This window comes from Prauserella halophila, assembly GCF_024171895.1.
Classification (GTDB): Bacteria; Actinomycetota; Actinomycetes; order Mycobacteriales; family Pseudonocardiaceae; genus Prauserella; species Prauserella halophila.
Genome location: NZ_JAMTCQ010000008.1, coordinates 681,346 through 700,691, shown reverse-complemented (window position 1 = coordinate 700,691; position 19,346 = coordinate 681,346). Strand labels below are relative to the sequence as shown.

The following is a 19,346-nucleotide window of genomic DNA, read 5'->3' as shown; positions in this document are numbered from 1 at the left end:
AGGTACTACTTCCGGATTCGTGCAAATGGCCGTGTTGACACCTTCGACGATGCGCTGGAAGGATATCGGCACGAATTGTCCTGGGTTTCTAGATATCGCCATCGCAGTCGACATGGGGAAAAATGTGTACCCGAATTCATCGACACGGCCCTGTCCAGGTGAACGGGAGAAGGCGTCCCGTAAAGCGTAAACCGACCACAATTACTGTACCGCGAATTCCCCACTCGCTGGCGGATTTCGACCGGCGTGGATTTCGTACCGATATTCCTGTGGCGCGTGCTCTGCTCGAAGGGCACGCGCGCAGCTTTCTCGACGGATTCAACATCGCAGCCGCCGACTGGCGGTCGGTTCACGAAGGCTTGCGCGAGGTGTCGTCGGACGAGCGCGGGTTCGCCTACGAGGGAGCGGCGATGTACGCCGCGATCCGGGATGCGGCAACGATGGGCCGGGCGCAGGCAGTGAGCCTGCTGTCGTCAGGGCCGGGAGACGGCTACGTCCATCTCATCCGGGTGGGCACCGGATGGCCGTACGCGCTGGTCTCGAGGCCGCCCGTGGCGCCGGTGGGGTCGACGCCGCTGCTCCGGTGGCTCGGCCTCGACGGCGGGGGTTTCGCACTGGCCTTCTTCGGCGGAAAGGCGCGGTTGCGTCGGTTCTGCTCCCGGACGCCTACGCCGGCGTGGGCGGAGAAGGTGGCCGGATGCGGCAGGGCACTGTGGTTCATCGAAAGTGCCGGCGTGCCCGCCGTGTGCGCGACGATCGGAGCGGCTCCGGCAGCAGCCCGCCCCCATCTGTGGTCCGGGGTGGGACTCGCCTCGTGCTATGCGGGCGGGGTCGAGGCCGACGGATTCGCCGAGCTCGCCGCCGCCTGCGGTGATTATTGGCCCCACCTGGCTCAGGGCAGCATCTTCGGAGTAGCCGCCCGGGTCCGGTCGGGTGTCGTACCGCGGTACACGTCCGTCGGCTCCCGTGCGGTACTGGACCGGGACCCGGCGACGGTCGCGAACTGGTCCGAACAGGCCCTCGCGGGGATCGAGTCCCGTGGGGACCTGGCGGCCTACGGGGAGTGGAAGTCCCGCCTGCGCCACATCGCTGGCGCCCATCGCTGACCCTATTCTCGGGAGCGCCCACATGCCGGTTTCCTTTCGCAGAACCCTGCCAGCACTCGTCAGCATCATCCTCTGTATCGCCATCGCGATCCCGACGGTCAGGCCCGGCATCGGGGAGGCCGAGAAGCGGGACATGTCCCGGTCGTTCTCGTTCTCGCCCGTCACGGTCAACTCGGCACCGGAAGGTGCGCGCAGTGAACGAGCGGTGGCGCCCGGCCTGGAACACATCCGGAGCTGGATCTCCGCGGTCGGCGCGGCGACCGCACTCGCCGACCTCCGGGGAACCGGGCGTTCGGGCGACATCTGCCTGGTGGATCCGCGAGACGACTCCGTGACCATCCGGCCCGCGCCACGCAGCGGCGGCACGCAGTACGCCGCATTCGAGCTACGTCCGGAGGGATTGCCGTACGACCGGACGATGGCACCCATGGGCTGCGTCCCGATGGACGCCGACGAGGACGGCGACCAGGACATGCTCGTGTACTACTGGGGACGTTCGCCGGTGCTGTTCCTCAACGAGGGCACCATGCGGCCGGCCGGCTTCAGGGCGGTGGACCTCGTGGAACCGATGGAAACCTGGAACTCGACGGCGCTCAACGTGGGTGACGTCGACGGCGACGGGCACCTCGACATCATGGTCGGGAACTATTTCCCTGACGACGCCCGTGTCCTCGATCCGGACGCGACGTCCGACTCGCGCATGGCGATGCAGGATTCGATGGGGAAAGGCCGCAACGCCGGAACGAACCGGCTACTGCTGACCCGGCCGACGGGTGAGCCCGACACCAAGCCGGAACTGCGTGACGTCAGTGACTCCCTGCCAGCGGAATCGGCCGATGCCTGGACGTTGTCGTTCGGCCTGCAGAACCTCGGCCGCAGCGGCATCCCGGATGTCTACGTCGCGAACGACTTCGGACCGGACCAGTTGCTCGTCAACCGGTCGGCACCGGGGAACGTGCGATTCGAATCGGTTCGCGGTGACCGGGACCTGACGACACCCCGGTCCGAGGTGCTGGGGCACGATTCGTTCAAGGGCATGGGTGTCGCGTTCTCCTACGAGACGGACGGGCGGTTGCCGCGCATCCTCGTCAGCAACATCACGTCGCCGTATGCGCTACACGAGAGCAACCTGGCGTTCGTTCCCACCGGTGACGCGGACCGTCTGCGCCGGGGCGAGGTTCCGTTCGACGAGCGGAGCGAGGAACTCGGGATCTCCCGGAGCGGTTGGGCGTGGGACATCAAGGCCGGGGATTTCGACAATTCCGGCGGGGACGAGATCATTCAGGCCACGGGCTTCGTCAAAGGTGAGCACAAACGGTGGGCCGAGCTCCAGGAGCTGGCGATGGCCAACGACGAACTGCTGCGGTACCCGGAGGTCTGGCCCGAATTCACGAAGGGCACCGAGCTCTCCGGACATGAGCACAACCCGTTCTGGGTGCGTTCGGCCGACGGCACGTATCACGATCTCGCCGGGACACTCGGCATCGCGCAGCCCGAGGTGACAAGGGGCTTCTCGCTGGGTGACGTCAACGGCGACGAGCTGTTGGATGTCGTGGTCGCCAACCAGTGGGAGGACTCGCGGCTGCTGGTGAACACGGCGCGGAACGCACCGCCCGCTGCGGTGGTCAGGCTCGTCCGCCCCGGTGCGGCGGGTGGGGACCGGCCCGCGATCGGTGCGGAGATGACGGTGCGCCTTCCCGCGGGCGCGGAGCGGGACCAGTTGTATCCGGCGAACGGTCACGCGGGGGTCTCGGACTCCATTCTCCACTTCGGACTTCCCGGGGAGGAGAGTGTTACGGCGGAGGTCACCTGGCGCGACGAATCGGGTGTGCACAGTGACCTGGTTCGGCTCACCGCAGGACAGCAGACATTCCGACTGACCGAGAAGGGCAGCGTGGACCGGTTATGACCAAGATCGTGCCGACGCCGGCCGGGGAGGCCGGTGACCAGCAGACAATCCAGATCGACGATCCGGAAGCGCCGAGTCCCGCGAGCAGGGACGGCCGTACAGAGAACGGGCAACGCCCTGCGCAGGCGACAGACAACCGGGTGAAGGCCCTGCGTCGGTTCGGCGCGTCGATCACGGTGTTCACGGTCCTCGGGCATGTCGTGCTCGGTTTCGAACAAGCACCGATCACGCCGGTCGTCGCCGCATTGGTCAGCTACGTCGTGGCGATCGGGCTCGAGTTCGTCGACAGTTGGTCGCGCGGCACGCGGCCGGCGTACACGGGAGGGTTCGGAGCGCTCGTCGTGTTCCTGCTCCCCGCGCACATCACGGCGTTGGCGTGCGCGATGCTGCTGTACGGGAACACGTCGTTGTGGCCCTACCTGTTCGCCGTGGTCGTCGCCCATGCGAGCAAGTACGTGTTCCGCGTCACCGTGAGAGGAAAGGGCCGGCATTTCCTGAATCCGTCGAACTTCGGCATCGTGATGACGCTGCTGCTGTTTCCCTGGGTCGGGATCGCACCTCCGTACCACTTCACCAACGTCACGATCGGCACGTTGGACTGGCTGGTTCCGCTCGCCGTGCTGACGCTGGGAACGATGATAAACGCCAAGATCACCGGGAAATGGCCGTTGGTTCTGGGGTGGATTGGTGGTTTCGTGCTGCAGGCGGTGCTGCGGTGGATTCTGGTGGACCATTCGCTCGTCGCGGCATTGCTGCCGATGACGGGGGTTGCGTTCGTGCTGTTCACCAATTACATGATTCCCGACCCCGGCACGAGTCCGTCGAAACCGTGGAATCAGGTGGTTTTCGGCGTGACGACCGCCGTTGTGTACGGCGTTCTCGTGTCATTCGGGGTCGTGTTCGGGTTGTTCTTCGCTTTGGTGATCACCTGTGTGCTCCGTGGGGCCGTACTCGTGGTGAGTTCCCGAATGTCCGGAGAGACGCGCCACCGCTTGGCGGCGCTGGTGTCGCGGACGACCCTGCTCCGCAGCCCGGCCCACTGAGACATCGACGTGAGGAATCGGATGGGTGCCGAGATTCGAATCGCAGTTGTCGGGATGGCATGCCGGTATCCGGATACGAAAAGCCCAGCGGAACTGTGGCGGAACACCCTCGCGCAACGCCGGGCGTTCCGCGCACTGCCGGCCGAGCGGCTCTCGTCCGGTTACCGCGGCGATCCGGACGATCCGGACCGGACCTACGTCCGCCGTGCCGGGTTGCTGAACGGGTGGCGGTTCGACCGCGCCAGATTCGGCATACCCGCGGGGCTGTATCGCGCGGCGGACCTGACGCACTGGCTCGCGCTCGAGACGGCTTCGGCCGCACTCGCGGACGCCGGGCACGTCGACGGTGACGGGCTCGACAGGGATGCGACCGGAGTGGTCATCGGCAACTCGCTCGCCGGCGAGTTCGGTCGCGCCGCCCAGTTGCGTACCCGCTGGCCGTACGTGCGTGACGCGGCCGAGACGGCGTTGCGGGAGAACGGTACGGACGAGTCGATGGTGCTCGACGTGCTGTCGAGAATGGAAGAGCTGGTCAAGGACCCGTTCCCGGTCCCGGGGGACGAGAGCCTCGCAGGAGGGCTGTCGAACACGATCGCGGGGCGCATCTGCAACCAGTTCGACTTCCACGGAACCGGATTCACCGTGGACGGAGCGTGCTCGTCGAGCCTGTTGGCCGTCATGGCGGCGTGCCGTGCCCTGGCCGCCGGTGAGCTGAACTTCGCGCTCGCGGGCGGTGTCGACTTGAGTCTCGATCCCTTCGAACTCGTCGGCTTCGCGCGGCTCGGCGCTTTGGCGACGGACCGCATGCGAGTCTACGACAGCTCGCCCACGGGGTTCCTTCCCGGTGAGGGCTGCGGCATCGTGGCGCTCGCGCGGGCCGAGGACGCGGAAGCGCAGGGCCTTCACACGTACGGGCACATCGTCGGATGGGGGACTTCGTCCGACGGTTCAGGTGGACTGACACGTCCGGAGCCGACAGGACAGGCGCTCGCGTTGACCCGGGCCTACCGGATGGCACAGCTGCCGCCCGAGTCGGTCGCGCTGGTCGAGGGGCACGGCACCGGCACGGCCGTCGGTGACGAGGTGGAACTCGAGGCTCTGGCGACCGTACGGGGCGAGCGGGCGCAGCCCGCGGCTCTGGGCAGTATCAAGGCGAACATCGGGCACACCAAGGCGGCTGCGGGAGCGGCGAGCCTGGTCAAAGCGGTGCTTGCCGTGCATCACGGTGTGCTGCCTCCCACGACGGGATGCGAGTCGCCGCACGATCTGCTCCGGCGTACGCCGGCACTGCGGGTTCTCGGTGAGGCTGAGCCCTGGGACGAGGACATGCGGCGGGCGGCGGTCTCGTCGATGGGGTTCGGCGGGATCAACACGCATGTGGTGCTCGAATCGGTCAGGTCACGTTCGTCATCCCCTCGTTCATCACTCGATCCGGTGTGGACACGGCGTACCCCGCGGCAGGTGATCGTCGTTCTCGCCGCCGACGACGCCGCGACCCTGGGCGATCGACTGGAGGAGTTCGCGATGCGTGCCGGCGCATACAGCGACGCCGAACTGCATGACCTGGCGGCCACGCTGTGGTACGAGCGTGAGGGGACATCCCCCGCATACCGTGCGGCGCTCGTGGGTGAGCACGCCGATGCGCTCGTCTCGGCGGCGCACCAGGCGCGGGCGGCGCTGTCGAAGGCAGACCCCGTCGTGGTCGACACGGCGGCGGGCTACGTGGTCGGGCACGGCCGGGTGCGTGTGGGCCTGCTGTTCCCCGGACAGGCCGCACCCGTACGGGACGTGTTGCCGGACTGGGCGACCGATCTGGCCGTGCCCGCATCCCCTGAGGGACTGCGCGCGGACGTGACCGACACGTCGATCGCACAGCCCGCGATCGTCTGGCAATCGCTGGTCGGCATGTCCTGGCTCGAGCGGATCCGGTGTCACGTGGTGGCGGCGGCCGGTCACAGTCTCGGCGAACTGTCAGCGCTGGCATGGTCGGGCGCGCTCACAGCCGACGACGCGGTCCGGTTGGCCGCGGCACGCGGCAGGATCATGACGTGTCACGGAACGCCGGGAACGACCATGGCGAGTCTGTCCGCCGGTTCCGGCGAAGCGGAGCGGTTCATCCGGTCGAGCCGAGTCGTCATCGCCGCCCGCAACGGTCCGGCCAACACGGTCGTCTCCGGTCCGGCGGACGAGGTTGCGGCGGTGGTCCAGAATGCCGCGAACGCGGGTGTCGCGGCCGTGGAACTTCCCGTTTCCCACGGCTTTCACAGTCCGGCGATGGAAGGCGCTGCCGAACCGTTTCGCGACCACCTTCGATCCGTGCCGTTGAACGAGCCGCGCACACCGGTGCTGTCGACGATCACGGGAATCGACCTCACCGATGACGATCTCGTCGAGCTGCTGGTGCGGCAACTGACCCGGCCGGTGCTGTTCGAGGACGTGCTCGACCGGATGAACGAACGCTGTGACCTGCTCGTCGAAGTGGGAGCCGGCACCACGTTGTCGGCGTTGGCCACCGCGACCGGTGCCGTTGTGGTGAGCCTGGACTGTGGCGGTCCGGACCGCCATCATGCACTGGCGACGGCGGCCCTGGCCGTCGCGGGGGCAGCGGACCTCGAGGCGTGGTACGCGGGCAGGCCATACCGCCGGGTGGATCTCGGCTACAGGCCGGAGCTGTTGGCCAATCCCTGCGACGCCTCCGCCGGGCATGCCGGTATCGCCCCGGGACGCGACCCGCGTCCGGCCGATGCGGCTCCGGCTGTCCCGTCCCCGGGCGGGCCCCCGGCTGCAACTGCGTCGTCGCCGGCCGCCGCGTCGTCGCCGGCCGGGCCGTGGCCGGACGATCGGCCGGACGACCCGTCGGCCGGCGCCCTGCCCGACGCGTCCGGTGGGGGAGACGTGGCCGCCACCGGTGCGCCGCAGGATCCGTTGGGCGTGCTCACGGCGGAGCTGGTGGCCGTACTGGAGCTGCCGGCCACTTCCATCACCCCGGACAGTTCCCTGTTGGCGGACCTGCACCTCAACTCCCTGCAGGCCACACAGATCGTCGGTCGCGCCGCGGCGGCGCTCGGTGCGCGAATGCCCGCGGCCCCGCACTCGTTGGCGGATGCCACGGTCGAACAAGCAGCGGCGCTGCTCGACACGCTCACTTCGGAAGAGCCCCAGCGAGGTGACGAGCCCGGGATTCCTCCCGGAGTGCGTGGCTGGGTACGCGCCTTCGGGCACCACCGCGTGCCCGCGCGGACGGTGGACGAACACAACGGACTCGACTGGGCGGTGCGGGCACCTGCCGGGCATTGGCTGCACGCTTACGCGACCCCCGCACACGCCGCGGGTGATCGGTCCGGGAACGTCGCCTTGGTACTCGACGCGACCACGGATCACGCGGACATCGCGGCGCATCTCGCGGACCTGGGACGTGAGCCGTTGCGACGGTTGCTGCTCGTCGACGCCGGGTGCGCGGCCGCGGCCGCAGTGGGACGGAGCGTCGCCGTCGAGCGCGAACCCGAGTGGGTGCGCGTCGTGCGGCTCGATTCCCCGGATCTGACGTTCGATCCGGGCTACATCGCCGAGGCCACTGCCGAGCCGTACGCCGAGCTGCACCTCGACGGTGACGGCACCGTCGAACGGACGGTCCTTCGGCACGAACCGCTCGGCGGGAACCGCGAGCCGGCGCTGGAACCCGGCGACGTGTGCCTGGTGACCGGAGGTATCCGGGGAATCACGGCCTACACGGCCACCGCCCTGGCGCGGCGTACTGGATGCACCCTCGTGATCCTCGGGCGTACTGATGCCGGTGATCCGTCGATCTCGGCGGCACTGGAGGAACTGCGCTACGAGATCGATGTCCACTACGTGTCGTGCGATGTGACCGTCCCGGCATCGGTCGGGGTGGCGCTCGCCGAGGCACGCCGGCTCGGCCCCGTCCGCGGTCTGCTCCACGGAGCCGGGGTGAACGAGCCGCGGCGATTGAGCGATATCGGGCCCGGAACGCTGTGGCGCACGATGGCGCCGAAGACCGACGGGCTGGCCGCGGTACTCGGGGCCGCCGGGGACGAGCTGCGGCTCGTGCTCGCGTTCGGCTCGATCATCGGCTGCGCCGGGCTGCCCGGCCAGGCCGAGTACTGCGTCGCGAACGACAGCATGCGCCGTCGGGTCGAGTCGTGGGCCGCCGAACACCCGGAGTGCCGCAGCCACGTCCTGGAGTGGTCGGTGTGGTCGGGCATCGGCATGGGTGTCGAGCTCGGCGTCGTCGACACGCTCCGGGACATGGGGGTCGCTCCCATGGGCCCGGAAGAGGCGAGGGACGCGCTGCTGGACGTGCTGGCCACCGATGACGCGCCGGTCACCCTGCTCGTCACCGGGCGGTTCCCGAATCTGCCGACGTTGGCGTTCGACCGTTCCGCGACGCGACTGCTCCGGTTCGACGAGGACCGCCGTGGCCGTGTCCCCGGGGTCGAGGCGGTCAGCGAGGCCACGCTGACCGCGGCATCGGATCCTTACCTCGAGGACCACCGCATCGGTGGAGTCGTCGTCCTGCCTGCGGTGCTGAGCCTCGAAGCACTGTCGCAGCTCGCCACGAGCGCCGTCGCCGAACTCGGGACGGCCGAGTCCTGGTCGCTGGCAGACGTGGACCTGCGGCAGCCCATCACTGTGGACGGGCCGACGACGATCAGAACGGCGGTGTTGTCCACCGGCGACGCGGTGGACGCGGTGATCAGGACCGAGCACGACGATTTCTCGTCTGATGCCGTCACCGCTCGCGTCGTCCCGGCTCCACCCCGGCCCGCCCGCGCCGCGGCGCGGGCCGTTCCGCCGATGAGCGGTGAGCATCCGTTCTACGGGTCGGTTCTGTTCCACGAGGGCAGGTTCCGGCGAGTTCAGCATTACGACCTGCTCACGGCCTTCCGAGTCGAGGCGTGGATCACCGCGGAGGACGGGCAGGAGTGGTTCTCGCCGCTCCACAGCTCCGACCTGCTCTTCGGGGATCCGGGCGCTCATGACGCGTCGTTGCACGTGTTGCTGGCGTGTGTGCCCCACCGGCTGGCTCTTCCGGTGGGCGCCGGGCGGTTCACCGTGTGGCGTCGCCCTGACGGTCCGTTGCAGGTGGTCGCGACGGAGATCGCGCACACGGGCGACACCTACGACTTCACCGTCGACGTGCGTGAGCCGGATGGATCCGCGGTGGCCCGCTGGGACGGGCTGCAGCTGCGCGCGGTCGAACCACGCCGGCTTCCGTCGCGACTGCCGGTCCCGCTCGTCGGACCGTGGTTGTCGCGTCGGCTGACCGAGATCGGGATCGCCGCCGACGTCGAGGTGACGGCATGCTCCGGCGACCGCGCCGCCGGCAGCGCAGCCGAGGTGGCGTCCCTGCTGTGCGGGGTACCGGTGGGTCACGACCTCCGGGGAGCGCTGATGACCACGACCGACCGTAACGGTGACGAGGCCCATGTGTGTGGTTCCTACACGGGCGATTTCGTCCTCGTCGGACGGTGCAGCCATGCCGTCGGAGTCGACTGGCAGCGGAGCGACCCGGCAGTGCCGATGCAGGGGACCGAGTTGGAACCCGGGGACCGCGCATCCGCCGCGGCCCTTCGGGCCGCGGCGGGGGAGACCGAGGCGGAATCCGTGCTGAGGATGTGGTCCGTGCGAGAGGCGTTGGTGAAACTCGGTCACAGCCAGGACCTCGCACTCGACGTCCGCACCGTGACCGACGACGGCATCGTCGTGGCGGACGTCGGCCCGGTGGAGATCGTCAGCGTCCGGCTTGCCGTCGGTGAACTCGGCGACACCACGATTGCGCTGGCCGTGACGGCGAAGGGTTGACATGCGCACCTACACCTACCGGCACGTCGTGACCCTGGACGAAACCAATCTGGTCGGAAACGTGTACTTCGCTCGCCATCTCCATTGGCAGGGGCATTGCCGGGAACGATTCCTGGCGGACCATGCACCGTCGGTGCTGCGCCAACTCACATCGGGCGATCTGGTACTGGTCACGATTTCGTGCTCCATGCGGTATTACGCGGAGTGTTACGCGCTGGAGGAGATCGCGGTCGTCATGAGGTTGCGGGCGGCGAGCGGGAACAAGCTGGCGATGAACTTCGAGTTCCACCGAGACGGCCAAGTGGTTGCGGAAGGGACGCAGGAGGTCGGATGCATGCGCCGATCGGGTGGGCGGATCGAGGCGACACCGATTCCGGACGAACTTGCGCGGGTTCTCGAGTCATACCGATAGGACGGAATTCGTGCCGATACCGATAACCGCTCGCTGGAAGGGTTTGATATGACCGTCTTCTTGATCAGCGTCGTTGTCCTGGGCGCGTGTGTCGTCGGTTTCGTGCGGGCTCTGAGGACGTCCGGCGTGCCGGATGTGCCGGGAACGGCGCCGGAACAGCTGCGCGGTATGCCGATGGCGGACATGCCGGAGATGTTCGTCGGCGGCCTGGGCATCGTCGTCCTCGCGTTGATCCTCTCCTCGAGGGGCGGGCGGGCCGCTGCCGATGCCGGTGAACCGATGTCGCGTCGGCGCCGTGTGGTGGTGGCGTTCGTCGCCACGACCGCGCTGACGATCGACATCAGCAAGACATCGACGCTCGGGTTCGTGATTCCCGGAATGCGTGCCGAGTACGGGGTGACGGCGGGTACGGCGTCCCTGCTCGCCGTCGCGGGGCTGACGGGAACGGCGATGGGGGCGTTGCTGGCGGGGAAATTGACAGACCGCATCGGCCGCCGGAACGTCTACCTGGTCGCCACCCTGGGATTCACCGTGACCAGTATGTGCGGCGGGATGCCGACGTTCACCGGGAACGTGGTCATGTGCCTGCTGATGGGCGTGTCCGTGGGTGGGTTGGCGCCGGTGCTGGTGACGTTGCTGGCCGACGTCTGCCCTCCACGGCATCGTGGCCCGGTCGTGGTCGGACTGTCGATTCTGGCGAGTGCGGTCGGATACCTGGTCGCGTCCGGCACCGCCCTGTGGCTCGAGCCCACGTACGGCTGGCGCATCCTCTGGTTGATCGGAGCCCCGACCGGAGTGTTCCTCACAATCGTCACGTTCCTCGTCCCGAACCGGGCCCCGCAGTGGCACGCGCCGTCCGCACCGGATCCGGTGCGGAGTGAACGGCCGGTGGTGGGAATCCGGCTGCAGCAGAGCTACGCCGCGCTGTGCGGCGTGCTCACCTTCGGCCTGACGACCTGGGTGCCGACGTTGTCGCGTGGTACCGATATCGACCTCGACACGGCCAATGCGGTCCTGGCCGGTGTCGCGTTGGCGATGGTGCCCTGCGCCGCGGCCACCGCGTGGGCCTATCACCGGTTCGGCCCGGCGGGCCTCTCGGGTGGGCTGGCGACGTCCACGGCCGTGATGTTGGCGGGGCTGACCGTGACGGGCACTACGGGTAACGGAGTGCTCCTGACCGTCGCGCTGGCGATGTCGTTGTTCGCGGTCAATACCATGGCCGCCATCTTCCTGCCGATGACGGCCGATCTCACGGAGGACCGCACCCGGACACGGACCACCGGCAATGTGTCGTTCTGCAACCGGCTCGGTGGTTTGACCGGGCCCGTGCTGATTTCGGGGCTGGTCGCCTCCACAGCCGACGTGTTGATCGCCGTGACGATTCTGGCTCTGGCATGCGGGGTCCTGGGGTGGCGGGTGACCGGCCGGCGTAGGAATGCTCTCGAGAAGGTGGCTCGGTGAGCCGGCGCTCCGGGAATCGGCGACGCCGTCCTCGGTTGTCCGGGATCGATGCTCACGTCTGTGGAGGTGTGCCTGCGCCCGCGATCGGCGCCGTGTCGTTGCCGCGCTCGATCTGCGTGCGGATGCGGCGCAGCATGCGGGCGTCGGCGAATCCGACCGCGTGGGCGGCAGCCTCCGCGGTAGCGCCCTGGGCGAGCAGCTGGTCGGCGTGTTCCAGCCGGAGCGCGTGCTGGTATCGCAGCGGCGTCAACCCGGTGGCACGCGCGAACAGCCTGGTCACCGTGCGCTCGCTGCAGCGCGCCGCCTCGGCGAGGGTGGCCAGCGGGAGCGACTCGGTGAACCGCGCGTCGATCAGATCCTGCACCCGGTGCACCGCGTCGTCGAGATGCCCGCGGTGCCGCAGCATCACGCTCTCCTGGTGCTGCTCGCCGTTCCTGCGGGCGTAGACGACCATTTCGCGCGCCACCCGCGCCGCGACGCCGGGCCCGTGCCGGGTCGCGAGCAGGTGCAGCGCCAGGTCGATGCCACTCGCGACGCCCGCCGACGTCACGATCCGCCCGTCGGTCACGAACAGCACGTCCCGCACCACGCGGGCCGCCGGGTGGCGCCGCGCGAGCGCGTCCTGCAACTCGTGGTGCGTCGTGCAGCGGCGGCCGTCGAGCAGCCCCGCCCGCCCGAGCGCGTCGGCCCCGGAACACACGCTCGCCACCGTGCCGCCGTTGCGATGATGCCGCCGCAACCGTTCGGCCGTCTCCGGATGCACCGGCGGCCAGGCGGGTGGCCTGCCGATCCGCGACCCCGGCACCACGACGAGGTCCGCCGGGTCGAGCTCGGGCCACTCCGGTTCGGCCCGCAACGGCAGGCCCTGCGCACTGTGGACATGCCCGTCGTCGTGGGACCGCGCGGGCCGGGCAGTGGGATCGGGTTGGGCTGTGAGATCGGACTGAGCGGCGAGATCGGGTTGGGCTGTGGGATCGGGCTGGGACACGTAGTGCAGTGCGTAGTCGCAGCCGAGTTCGGCGGCGGTGGCGAACACCTGCGCCGGACCCGCGAGGTCCAACAGGTGCAGCTGCGGCAGGAGCACGAACACGACACGCACGATCCGGTCAGCCTACGCTCCTCAGTCGGAACCGGTCAGCCCGCGCCGGTCACCTCGGCGACGCTGCGGATCGTGGCGAACCGGCCGGACAGCGCGTACTCGGTGCGCGCGATGATCTCGCCGGTCTGCAGGGTGCGCGGATCCGCGAGGAGTTCGCCGACCGACCGTCCCGCCGGGGCGTCCCGGTGTGCGACCGGATTCGTCGCCGTGGCGTCGGTGACGAAGTCGACGTCGTAGCCCAGGTCGGCGGCGACCCGCGCGGTCGTCTCGCAGCACTGCTCGGTCCGGATGCCGCACACCGCCAGCTCGCGGATCCCCCGGCGGGTCAGCATCCGGTCGAGACCGGTCGTGGTGAAGGCGTTGTGCGCGGTTTTGGTCAGCACCGGTTCGCCCTCGCCCGGTGTCAGTCCTGCGAGCGGGCGGACGTGCCCGCTCGCAGGGTCGAAGACGTTGCCGGTGCCCGGTTCGGTGTGCAGCACCCACACGAGGAGATCCCCCTCGGCTCTGGCGTGGTCGACCAGCGCGGACACGGGCGTGACGATGCCGGGATTCGAGATCGTGGGCCACAACTCGTGGCGCCGGAACGACTCCTGCACATCGACGACCACCAGCGCGCGGTTCCTGTCCCTGTTCATGCCGTCCGAGTCTGGTGCTGCTCCCGCCCCACCGGAAGGCACGATCGGGCCGGGCGAGTACACGATCCGGTCAGCGCGGCAGTTTGCGGACGCGGCGTGGAGGGGAGCAGAGTGCTCGTGGAGCTTGCTCCAACGAAACCGTCGTTGTTTCCGCGTTTGCTTCGATTGTTACACTTCTTGTTTCCGTATTTCCGGCCGTTGCTCAAGTTGAGCCTCGTGCTCCGTGGTGTGGTAGCCATGTCAACTTGACATCGTCATCAATTACATACGGGTCGTATGTGAACACAGGACATTGTCGCATTACGGGTCACCTGAAGCATTGAACCCTTTCCATTCTTCATGCGACCCGACGTCAGCATCGGCGGCGACGTCGAGCGTCGCGACATTGCCAATTTGGGTCTGCGTCCCTTTCTTCTCGTGGAGGACGTGTTAGCATCGAGTATGCACCCTCTGCGGGAAGAAAATTCGTTACTGCTGACCAACTCGACGGCTCGGGATTTTCGTGTCGTGTTGAATCCATGGGTGTCGGATATCGTGTTACCGTGGCGTGACACGATGCTTGTTTCGCAACTTGCGTTTGCAACTGAACCTTTCGAGTTCGATTTCACGGAAGATGTCGTATTCATGTTCTTCGGGAGTTCTGCAGATCTGAAAATTCGGCACCAAGAGCGCAGTTGGAGCTTCGTACAGGATGAATCAACAGGATGGCGTGGGCCGACTCCGATTGAGCACACTCCGTTAACACTGTCACTCGGTCAGACTCGATGCTTCTTTCGGGTTCCAGGTAAAGCTGAATCCGGAAAGGAAATTATAGTCTTTGACCAGCTGGGCAGCTGGGATGTTCGTCACAGGTGCCCAAATCCTTTACTGGACGAGATCGAGGCAGTGGTCGACCCTGGATACTCGCCGGTGCTGAGGATCAATGACGCCAGCATCGAGGTTTTCCCGCAAGCGGCAGGGGCTGAGGAATCGATGTCATAGCAAGGCGACTAATAGCAGCGTGACCCCTGGGGGTCGCATGGCGAGGTATAAGATCGCGGCGAAAAGACTGACATCTGGCCGTGCGTTGGTCGCACGCCACCTCAGCGGGCGACCTTGCGGGGGAAGATCACGGCGGCCAGCCACACGGCCACGGCGATGAACCCGCCGCACCACAGGAGGCCGATCCACCACGTGTCGCCCGGGCTTGCGCCGTCGAGCAGAGCACGGGAGGCGTCGATGATCGGCGTCATCGGCTGATGGCCCGCGAAGCCCTGCAACCACCCGGGCATCGTCTCCACCGGTGCGAAACCCGACGAGACGTACGGCAGGAACAGCAGTACGAAGCCGTAGCCACTGGCGGCCTCCGCCGACCCCGCGACCATGCCCAGCACGGCGAACACGACCGTGATCACCAGGATCCACAGCGCGATGAGCCCGACCGCACCGGCCAGTTCGACGGCACTCGCCTCGGTGCGGAATCCCAGCCCGAAGGCGATGGCCAGCACCACGCCCGTGGCCAGCAGGTTGCGCACCATCGAGGACGCGGTGTGCCCCAGCAGCACGGTCACCGCGGGGAACGGCATCGTGCGCAGCCGGTTCATGAACCCGGTCGTCATGTCGTCGGAGACGACGACGGCGGTGTACGAGGCCCCGAAGCCGGCCGCCGTGAGCGCCACGGCCGGCAGTACGTACGCCAGGTAATCGCCGCGGTCGCCGCCCTGTCCCGCGGCGATGGACTCGCCGAAGATGAACACGAATATCAGCATGAGCATCACGGGCAGCAGGATCGCCATCAACAGCGACTCGGCGTCCCGGAACGAGTGCTTCAGGCTGCGGCCGGTGAACACGCGCAGCCCGGTCAGCGCTCCGGCGCCGTTGCCGCGGGACGCGGGTGCCTCGGCCTCTTGCGGTGGTGTCGTCGTGGTCACGCCGCCACCTCGTCCCGGTCCAGCTCCGTCCGGTCAGAGGTGTCTGCCGGTTCGCCGGTGAGTTCGAGAAAGACCTCGTCGAGCGTGGGACGGCGGACGGTCACGTCGACGTCGGGACGGGCCGCCGCGACGGCGTCCAGATGACGGGCGACGTCGAGCGCCGACCCGCGCGTCGGGATCTCCTCGAGGATGTGACCGGCGTCGTCGTGGAGCTGAATGGTCGACCCGCCGATCCGGCCCTTCAACTGTGCCGCGGTGCCGTCGGCGACGATGCGGCCGTCGTGAAGCACCACGATGCGCTCGGCGAGCGCGTCCGCCTCCTCGAGATATTGCGTGGTGAGGAAGATCGACGCCCCGGACCGGGCCAGCGCCGTGATCTCGTCCCAGAGTGCCTGCCTGCTCCGGGTGTCGAGGCCGGTCGTGGGTTCGTCCAGGAAGATCAGCTGCGGGCGGCCGATCAGACCGGCGGCGATGTCCAGTTTGCGGCGCATGCCGCCGGAGTAGGTCGCGACCCGCTTGTGGGCCGCCTCGGTGAGCCCGAAGCGTTCCAGCAGCCCGTCGGCGCGCCGCTCGGCGTCGCGGCGTGAGAGTCCGAAGAGCCGCCCCATCATGAGCATGTTCTCCGTGCCGCTGAGCTTCTCGTCGACCGCGGCGTACTGCCCGGTCAGCGAGACGAGGCTCTGCAGTGCCTTCCGGTCCCGCCGCGGGTCCAGCCCGAGCACCCGCACCTCGCCCGAGTCGTACGGGACGAGGGTCGACAGGACGTTGACCAGCGTCGTCTTGCCCGAGCCGTTGGGGCCGAGCAGAGCGTGGATGCCGGGCGGCAGCGTCAGGTCCAGGTCGGTCAGCACGCGGTGCCTGCCGTAGCTCTTCGACAGTCCCGTGATGTCGAGAAGTGGCGCATCGGAGTGCGCCGGATCTGTGTACGTCATAAACCGAGTATTACATACACTGTTTATGACGTACACTCGTGCGGTGGATGGCATCGGTGATGAGACGATGTGCGGCATGGTCGAACCCACCGAGACCGGACTTCCGCGCGCCGTCACTGTCGCCTGGGGAATGCAGGAGGTGTCCCAGCGCGGGCCGAACCGCGGACTGAGTCACGAACGGATCGTGGCCGCCGCCATCGAGATCGCCGACGCCGAAGGGCTCGCCGCGGTCACCATGCAGGCGGTGGCGACGTCGCTCGGGTTCACGACGATGTCGCTCTACCGGTACGTCTCCGGCAAGGACGAACTGCTGCGCCTGATGCAGGACGCCGCAATCGCCGTGCCGGAGCAGGTGACGCTGCCCGGCGACTGGCGCGACGCACTCCGGTCGTGGGCCGGTCTCGTGCGCGCGGCCTTCCGCGGCCACCCGTGGGCGCTGGAGATTCCCCGCGGTCAGGTCTCGGTGCTGATGCCGAGCAGTGTGCGCGCGGCCGACCTGGGCCTGGCCGCACTGCGGGAGCTGCCGCTCGACGACGAGGAGAAGGTGGGCGTCATCCTGGTGGTGTCCCAGCACGTGACGTCCACTGTGGAGCTGGAACTGAACCTCGCCGACGAGGGCACTGTTGCGGTGTCGCGGGAGGGGCTGGACCTGCTCGGCGAGGTGATCACGCCGGAGCGGTTCCCGCACCTGGCGCCCGTGCTGCAGGCGGGCCACTTCCTGGACACCCGGCCCGCGGGTGACGGCGTCGAGACCGAGCACGGGCTCGACGCCGAGTACGACTACGGCCTGGACCTGATCATCGCGGGCCTCGAACAGCGGGTGCGGGACGTGTCGGCCCGCGTGGCCGACGACGACGCCTGAACCCGCACCCGCACCCGCTGCGCGGCGACGAGCGCGGGGTTGAGGTCGCCGCATCGGACGCAGCCGCCGCATCGGACGCAGCCGCCGCATCGGACGCAGCCGCCGCATCGGATGTGGCCGCCGGATCGGACGTGGCCGCTGCGTGTGGACCGGACAACCACGGGTACGGGTTACGCTCGAGGGCGCCCCGGCCGTTCCCCGACGGCCTCACCCCGACTCGAGGTTGTCCGTGGACCCCGACGACGACCGCACCACACCCGCCGGTGCGGACCACTCCGCCTCCGCACGCGCAGGCGGTCGGCGGCCGCGCTGGCTACCCGTGGCGATCGCCATGGTCGCGGCCTTGCTGATGGTCGCCGCCGTGGTGGTCGTCAGCGACCTCGCCGTGGGGGACGGGGATTCGGCGTCGGGTATCGCGCCTGCGGCCGATCCGAGCTCGCCGGATTCGGCCGCGACCGCCCTGCGCGACAGCGGTGCGAGCCTGGCCGCTGTCGACTGCGAGCCTGCCGAACTGCGCCCCGGTCCTGAGGGCGCCCGCGACTACTACCGGGATGTGCTCGACTGTCTCGACCGTGCCTGGCAGCCGGTGCTCGACCGGGTCGGTGTCGCGTTGCAGCCGGTCTCCGTTGACGTCACCGACACTCGGACGACCGAATGCGGCGAGCTGCCGCCCGCCGACCGTGCGCTGGGCCTGTACTGCGATGCCGACCACACGATCCACCTGCCGTACTCGCGGCTGGTCACCGCGGTCGGCGACGCGCACGAGCCCGCGTTCCTGGCCACGCTCGCGCACGAGTACGGCCACCACATCCAGGCACTCACCGGCGTGTTCACCGAGGTCGACAACGCGATGTCCGGCGCGGACGCCGCGGCGGAGAGCGATGTGGGCCGGCGGTTCGAGCTGCAGGCGACCTGTTTCGCCGGACTGTTCCTCGACGCGGCGCGGGACACCGACCTGGGGAATCCGAGCCGGGGACCCGAGGTGGCCGTGGAGGACTTCGCCAACTGGAGCGGCGTCGAGAGCCACGGCGGTGCCCGCCTCCAGCAGCAGTGGGCATCCACCGGATTCACCGGAGGGTCCGTGGCCGCGTGCGACACCTGGAGCGCACCCGCAGCCGAGATCGGTGGCGCGCGTGCCCGGAGCCGGGGGAGTGACGCGTCCGCGTCACCGTGAGCGCGCCTGCCGGGTGGTCAGGCCGAGCGATCTCCGGCACCGGTGGGGTCGCCGGCCTCGTCCGCGGCACCGTCATCCGCAGCACTGTCGTCCGCAGCACTGTCATCCACGGAGCCGTCGCCGCCGATGGCGGCGGGGTCGAGCACGTGAACCACGACGCACGTGATGTTGTCCGGGCCGCCGCCCTCGTTGGCGCGCTCGATGAGCGTCGCGACGGCGTCGGACGGTTCGTCGGTCGAGCCGAGGACCGCACCGATCTCCTGGAGCGAGACGACGTCGGTGAGCCCGTCGGAGCACAGCAGGTACCGGTCGGCGGGCTGGGCCTCGTGCAGCTCGAGATCGGGTTCGGCGACCTGGCCGGCGAGCAGGGCCTTGACCAGCACCGACCGGCCGGGATGGACGGCCGCGGTCTCCTCGTCGAGCTTGCCTTCGTCGACGAGCGACTGGACGAGTGTGTGGTCGCGGCTCAGCTGCGTCAGCTCGGCGCCGCGCAGTCGGTAGGCACGCGAGTCGCCGATGTGCCCGAGCGCGAACTCGCGGCCGAGCCACAACATGACGGTGAGGGTGGTGCCCATGCCCGAGAGCTCGGGGTTGGCGCCGACGCGCTCGTCGAGGACGGTCGATGCCTGGGTGAACACGGTGGCCAGTTCCTCGAGCGGAGCGAGGTCTCCGTCGCTGTCGGCGATCCGGGTGTCGAGCTCGCCGACGGCGTCGACCGCGATCGCGCTGGCGACCTCGCCCGCGGCATGTCCCCCCATGCCGTCGGCCACGGCGACCAGGTGCGTGGTCGCCGTGGCCGAGTCCTCGTTCCCGCTCCGCCGCTGGCCGACGTCGGAACCTGTTGCGCACCTCAGCTCGAGCGCCTCGTCACGTGTCATGTCTGCAGTGAACCATCACCGCCGCGCGCGTGTGACGGTGGCACGGGAAGAACAGGGCATTTCGCGCACATCCCCCTGACCTCGCCGGGTGAGTGACCGCGT

Annotated in this window: 14 protein-coding genes; 9 read left to right on the top strand and 5 right to left on the bottom strand. The window is 68.7% G+C overall.

Going from position 1 to position 19,346, the window contains the following annotated elements; genetic code table 11:
• Positions 1 to 122: 122 nt before the first annotated feature.
• From LY41_RS03480 to LY41_RS03455, 6 genes are read left to right on the top strand one after another with little or no spacing between them, the layout of a single operon-like run.
• Positions 123 to 1,106 (top strand): DUF1702 family protein, encoded by a 984-nt coding sequence (locus tag LY41_RS03480; protein WP_301296477.1) that lies wholly within the window; start codon positions 123 to 125, stop codon positions 1,104 to 1,106.
• Between the two features lie 22 nt (positions 1,107 to 1,128).
• Complete coding sequence (locus LY41_RS03475) at positions 1,129 to 3,015, top strand: CRTAC1 family protein (protein ID WP_253862344.1); 1,887 nt, start codon at positions 1,129 to 1,131, stop codon at positions 3,013 to 3,015.
• Entirely contained in the window at positions 3,012 to 4,058 is a 1,047-nt protein-coding gene (locus LY41_RS03470) for an RnfABCDGE type electron transport complex subunit D (RefSeq protein WP_253862343.1), read from the top strand. Before LY41_RS03475 ends, LY41_RS03470 begins: the two co-directional genes overlap by 4 nt.
• 21 nt (positions 4,059 to 4,079) lie before the next feature.
• Complete coding sequence (locus LY41_RS03465) at positions 4,080 to 9,881, top strand: type I polyketide synthase (protein ID WP_253862342.1); 5,802 nt, start codon at positions 4,080 to 4,082, stop codon at positions 9,879 to 9,881.
• A gap of 1 nt (position 9,882) precedes the next feature.
• Positions 9,883 to 10,293, top strand: a complete 411-nt coding sequence (locus LY41_RS03460; protein ID WP_253862341.1) for an acyl-CoA thioesterase — start codon at positions 9,883 to 9,885, stop codon at positions 10,291 to 10,293.
• A 48-nt stretch (positions 10,294 to 10,341) separates the two neighbouring features.
• Entirely contained in the window at positions 10,342 to 11,754 is a 1,413-nt protein-coding gene (locus LY41_RS03455; protein WP_253862340.1) for an MFS transporter, read from the top strand.
• 52 nt (positions 11,755 to 11,806) lie between these two features.
• Here the strand turns inward: LY41_RS03455 and LY41_RS23780 are convergent, their stop codons facing one another.
• Together LY41_RS23780 and LY41_RS03445 are read right to left on the bottom strand one after the other, a co-directional pair.
• On the bottom strand, positions 11,807 to 12,856 hold the full coding sequence (locus LY41_RS23780) for a GlxA family transcriptional regulator (protein ID WP_372493113.1): 1,050 nt from the start codon (positions 12,854 to 12,856) through the stop codon (positions 11,807 to 11,809).
• Positions 12,857 to 12,888: 32 nt separating this feature from the next.
• The gene (locus LY41_RS03445) at positions 12,889 to 13,488 is read right to left on the bottom strand and encodes a cysteine hydrolase family protein (RefSeq protein WP_253862338.1); all 600 of its coding nucleotides are present in this window, start codon (positions 13,486 to 13,488) and stop codon (positions 12,889 to 12,891) included.
• A 339-nt stretch (positions 13,489 to 13,827) separates the two neighbouring features.
• Here LY41_RS03445 and LY41_RS03440 point away from each other — a divergent pair, with 339 nt between their 5' ends.
• The gene (locus LY41_RS03440; protein WP_253862337.1) at positions 13,828 to 14,469 is read left to right on the top strand and encodes a hypothetical protein; all 642 of its coding nucleotides are present in this window, start codon (positions 13,828 to 13,830) and stop codon (positions 14,467 to 14,469) included.
• 101 nt (positions 14,470 to 14,570) lie between these two features.
• On the opposite strand, the gene LY41_RS03435 is transcribed toward LY41_RS03440, so the two are convergent.
• Both LY41_RS03435 and LY41_RS03430 read right to left on the bottom strand, forming a co-directional pair.
• Positions 14,571 to 15,398: an ABC transporter permease gene (locus LY41_RS03435; protein WP_253862336.1), complete on the bottom strand. Its 828-nt coding sequence runs from the start codon at positions 15,396 to 15,398 to the stop codon at positions 14,571 to 14,573.
• Entirely contained in the window at positions 15,395 to 16,330 is a 936-nt protein-coding gene (locus LY41_RS03430) for an ABC transporter ATP-binding protein (RefSeq protein WP_253862335.1), read from the bottom strand. Before LY41_RS03430 ends, LY41_RS03435 begins: the two co-directional genes overlap by 4 nt.
• Positions 16,331 to 16,373: 43 nt before the next feature.
• On the opposite strand from LY41_RS03430, the gene LY41_RS03425 reads away from it, so the two are divergent.
• Together LY41_RS03425 and LY41_RS03420 are read left to right on the top strand one after the other, a co-directional pair.
• On the top strand, positions 16,374 to 17,192 hold the full coding sequence (locus LY41_RS03425; RefSeq protein WP_253862334.1) for a TetR/AcrR family transcriptional regulator: 819 nt from the start codon (positions 16,374 to 16,376) through the stop codon (positions 17,190 to 17,192).
• A 229-nt stretch (positions 17,193 to 17,421) separates the two neighbouring features.
• The gene (locus LY41_RS03420; protein ID WP_253862333.1) at positions 17,422 to 18,366 is read left to right on the top strand and encodes a neutral zinc metallopeptidase; all 945 of its coding nucleotides are present in this window, start codon (positions 17,422 to 17,424) and stop codon (positions 18,364 to 18,366) included.
• A 17-nt stretch (positions 18,367 to 18,383) separates the two neighbouring features.
• On the opposite strand, the gene LY41_RS03415 is transcribed toward LY41_RS03420, so the two are convergent.
• A complete protein-coding gene (locus LY41_RS03415) occupies positions 18,384 to 19,244 on the bottom strand; it encodes a PP2C family protein-serine/threonine phosphatase (RefSeq protein ID WP_253862332.1) in 861 nt (286 codons plus the stop codon).
• Positions 19,245 to 19,346: the final 102 nt, after the last annotated feature.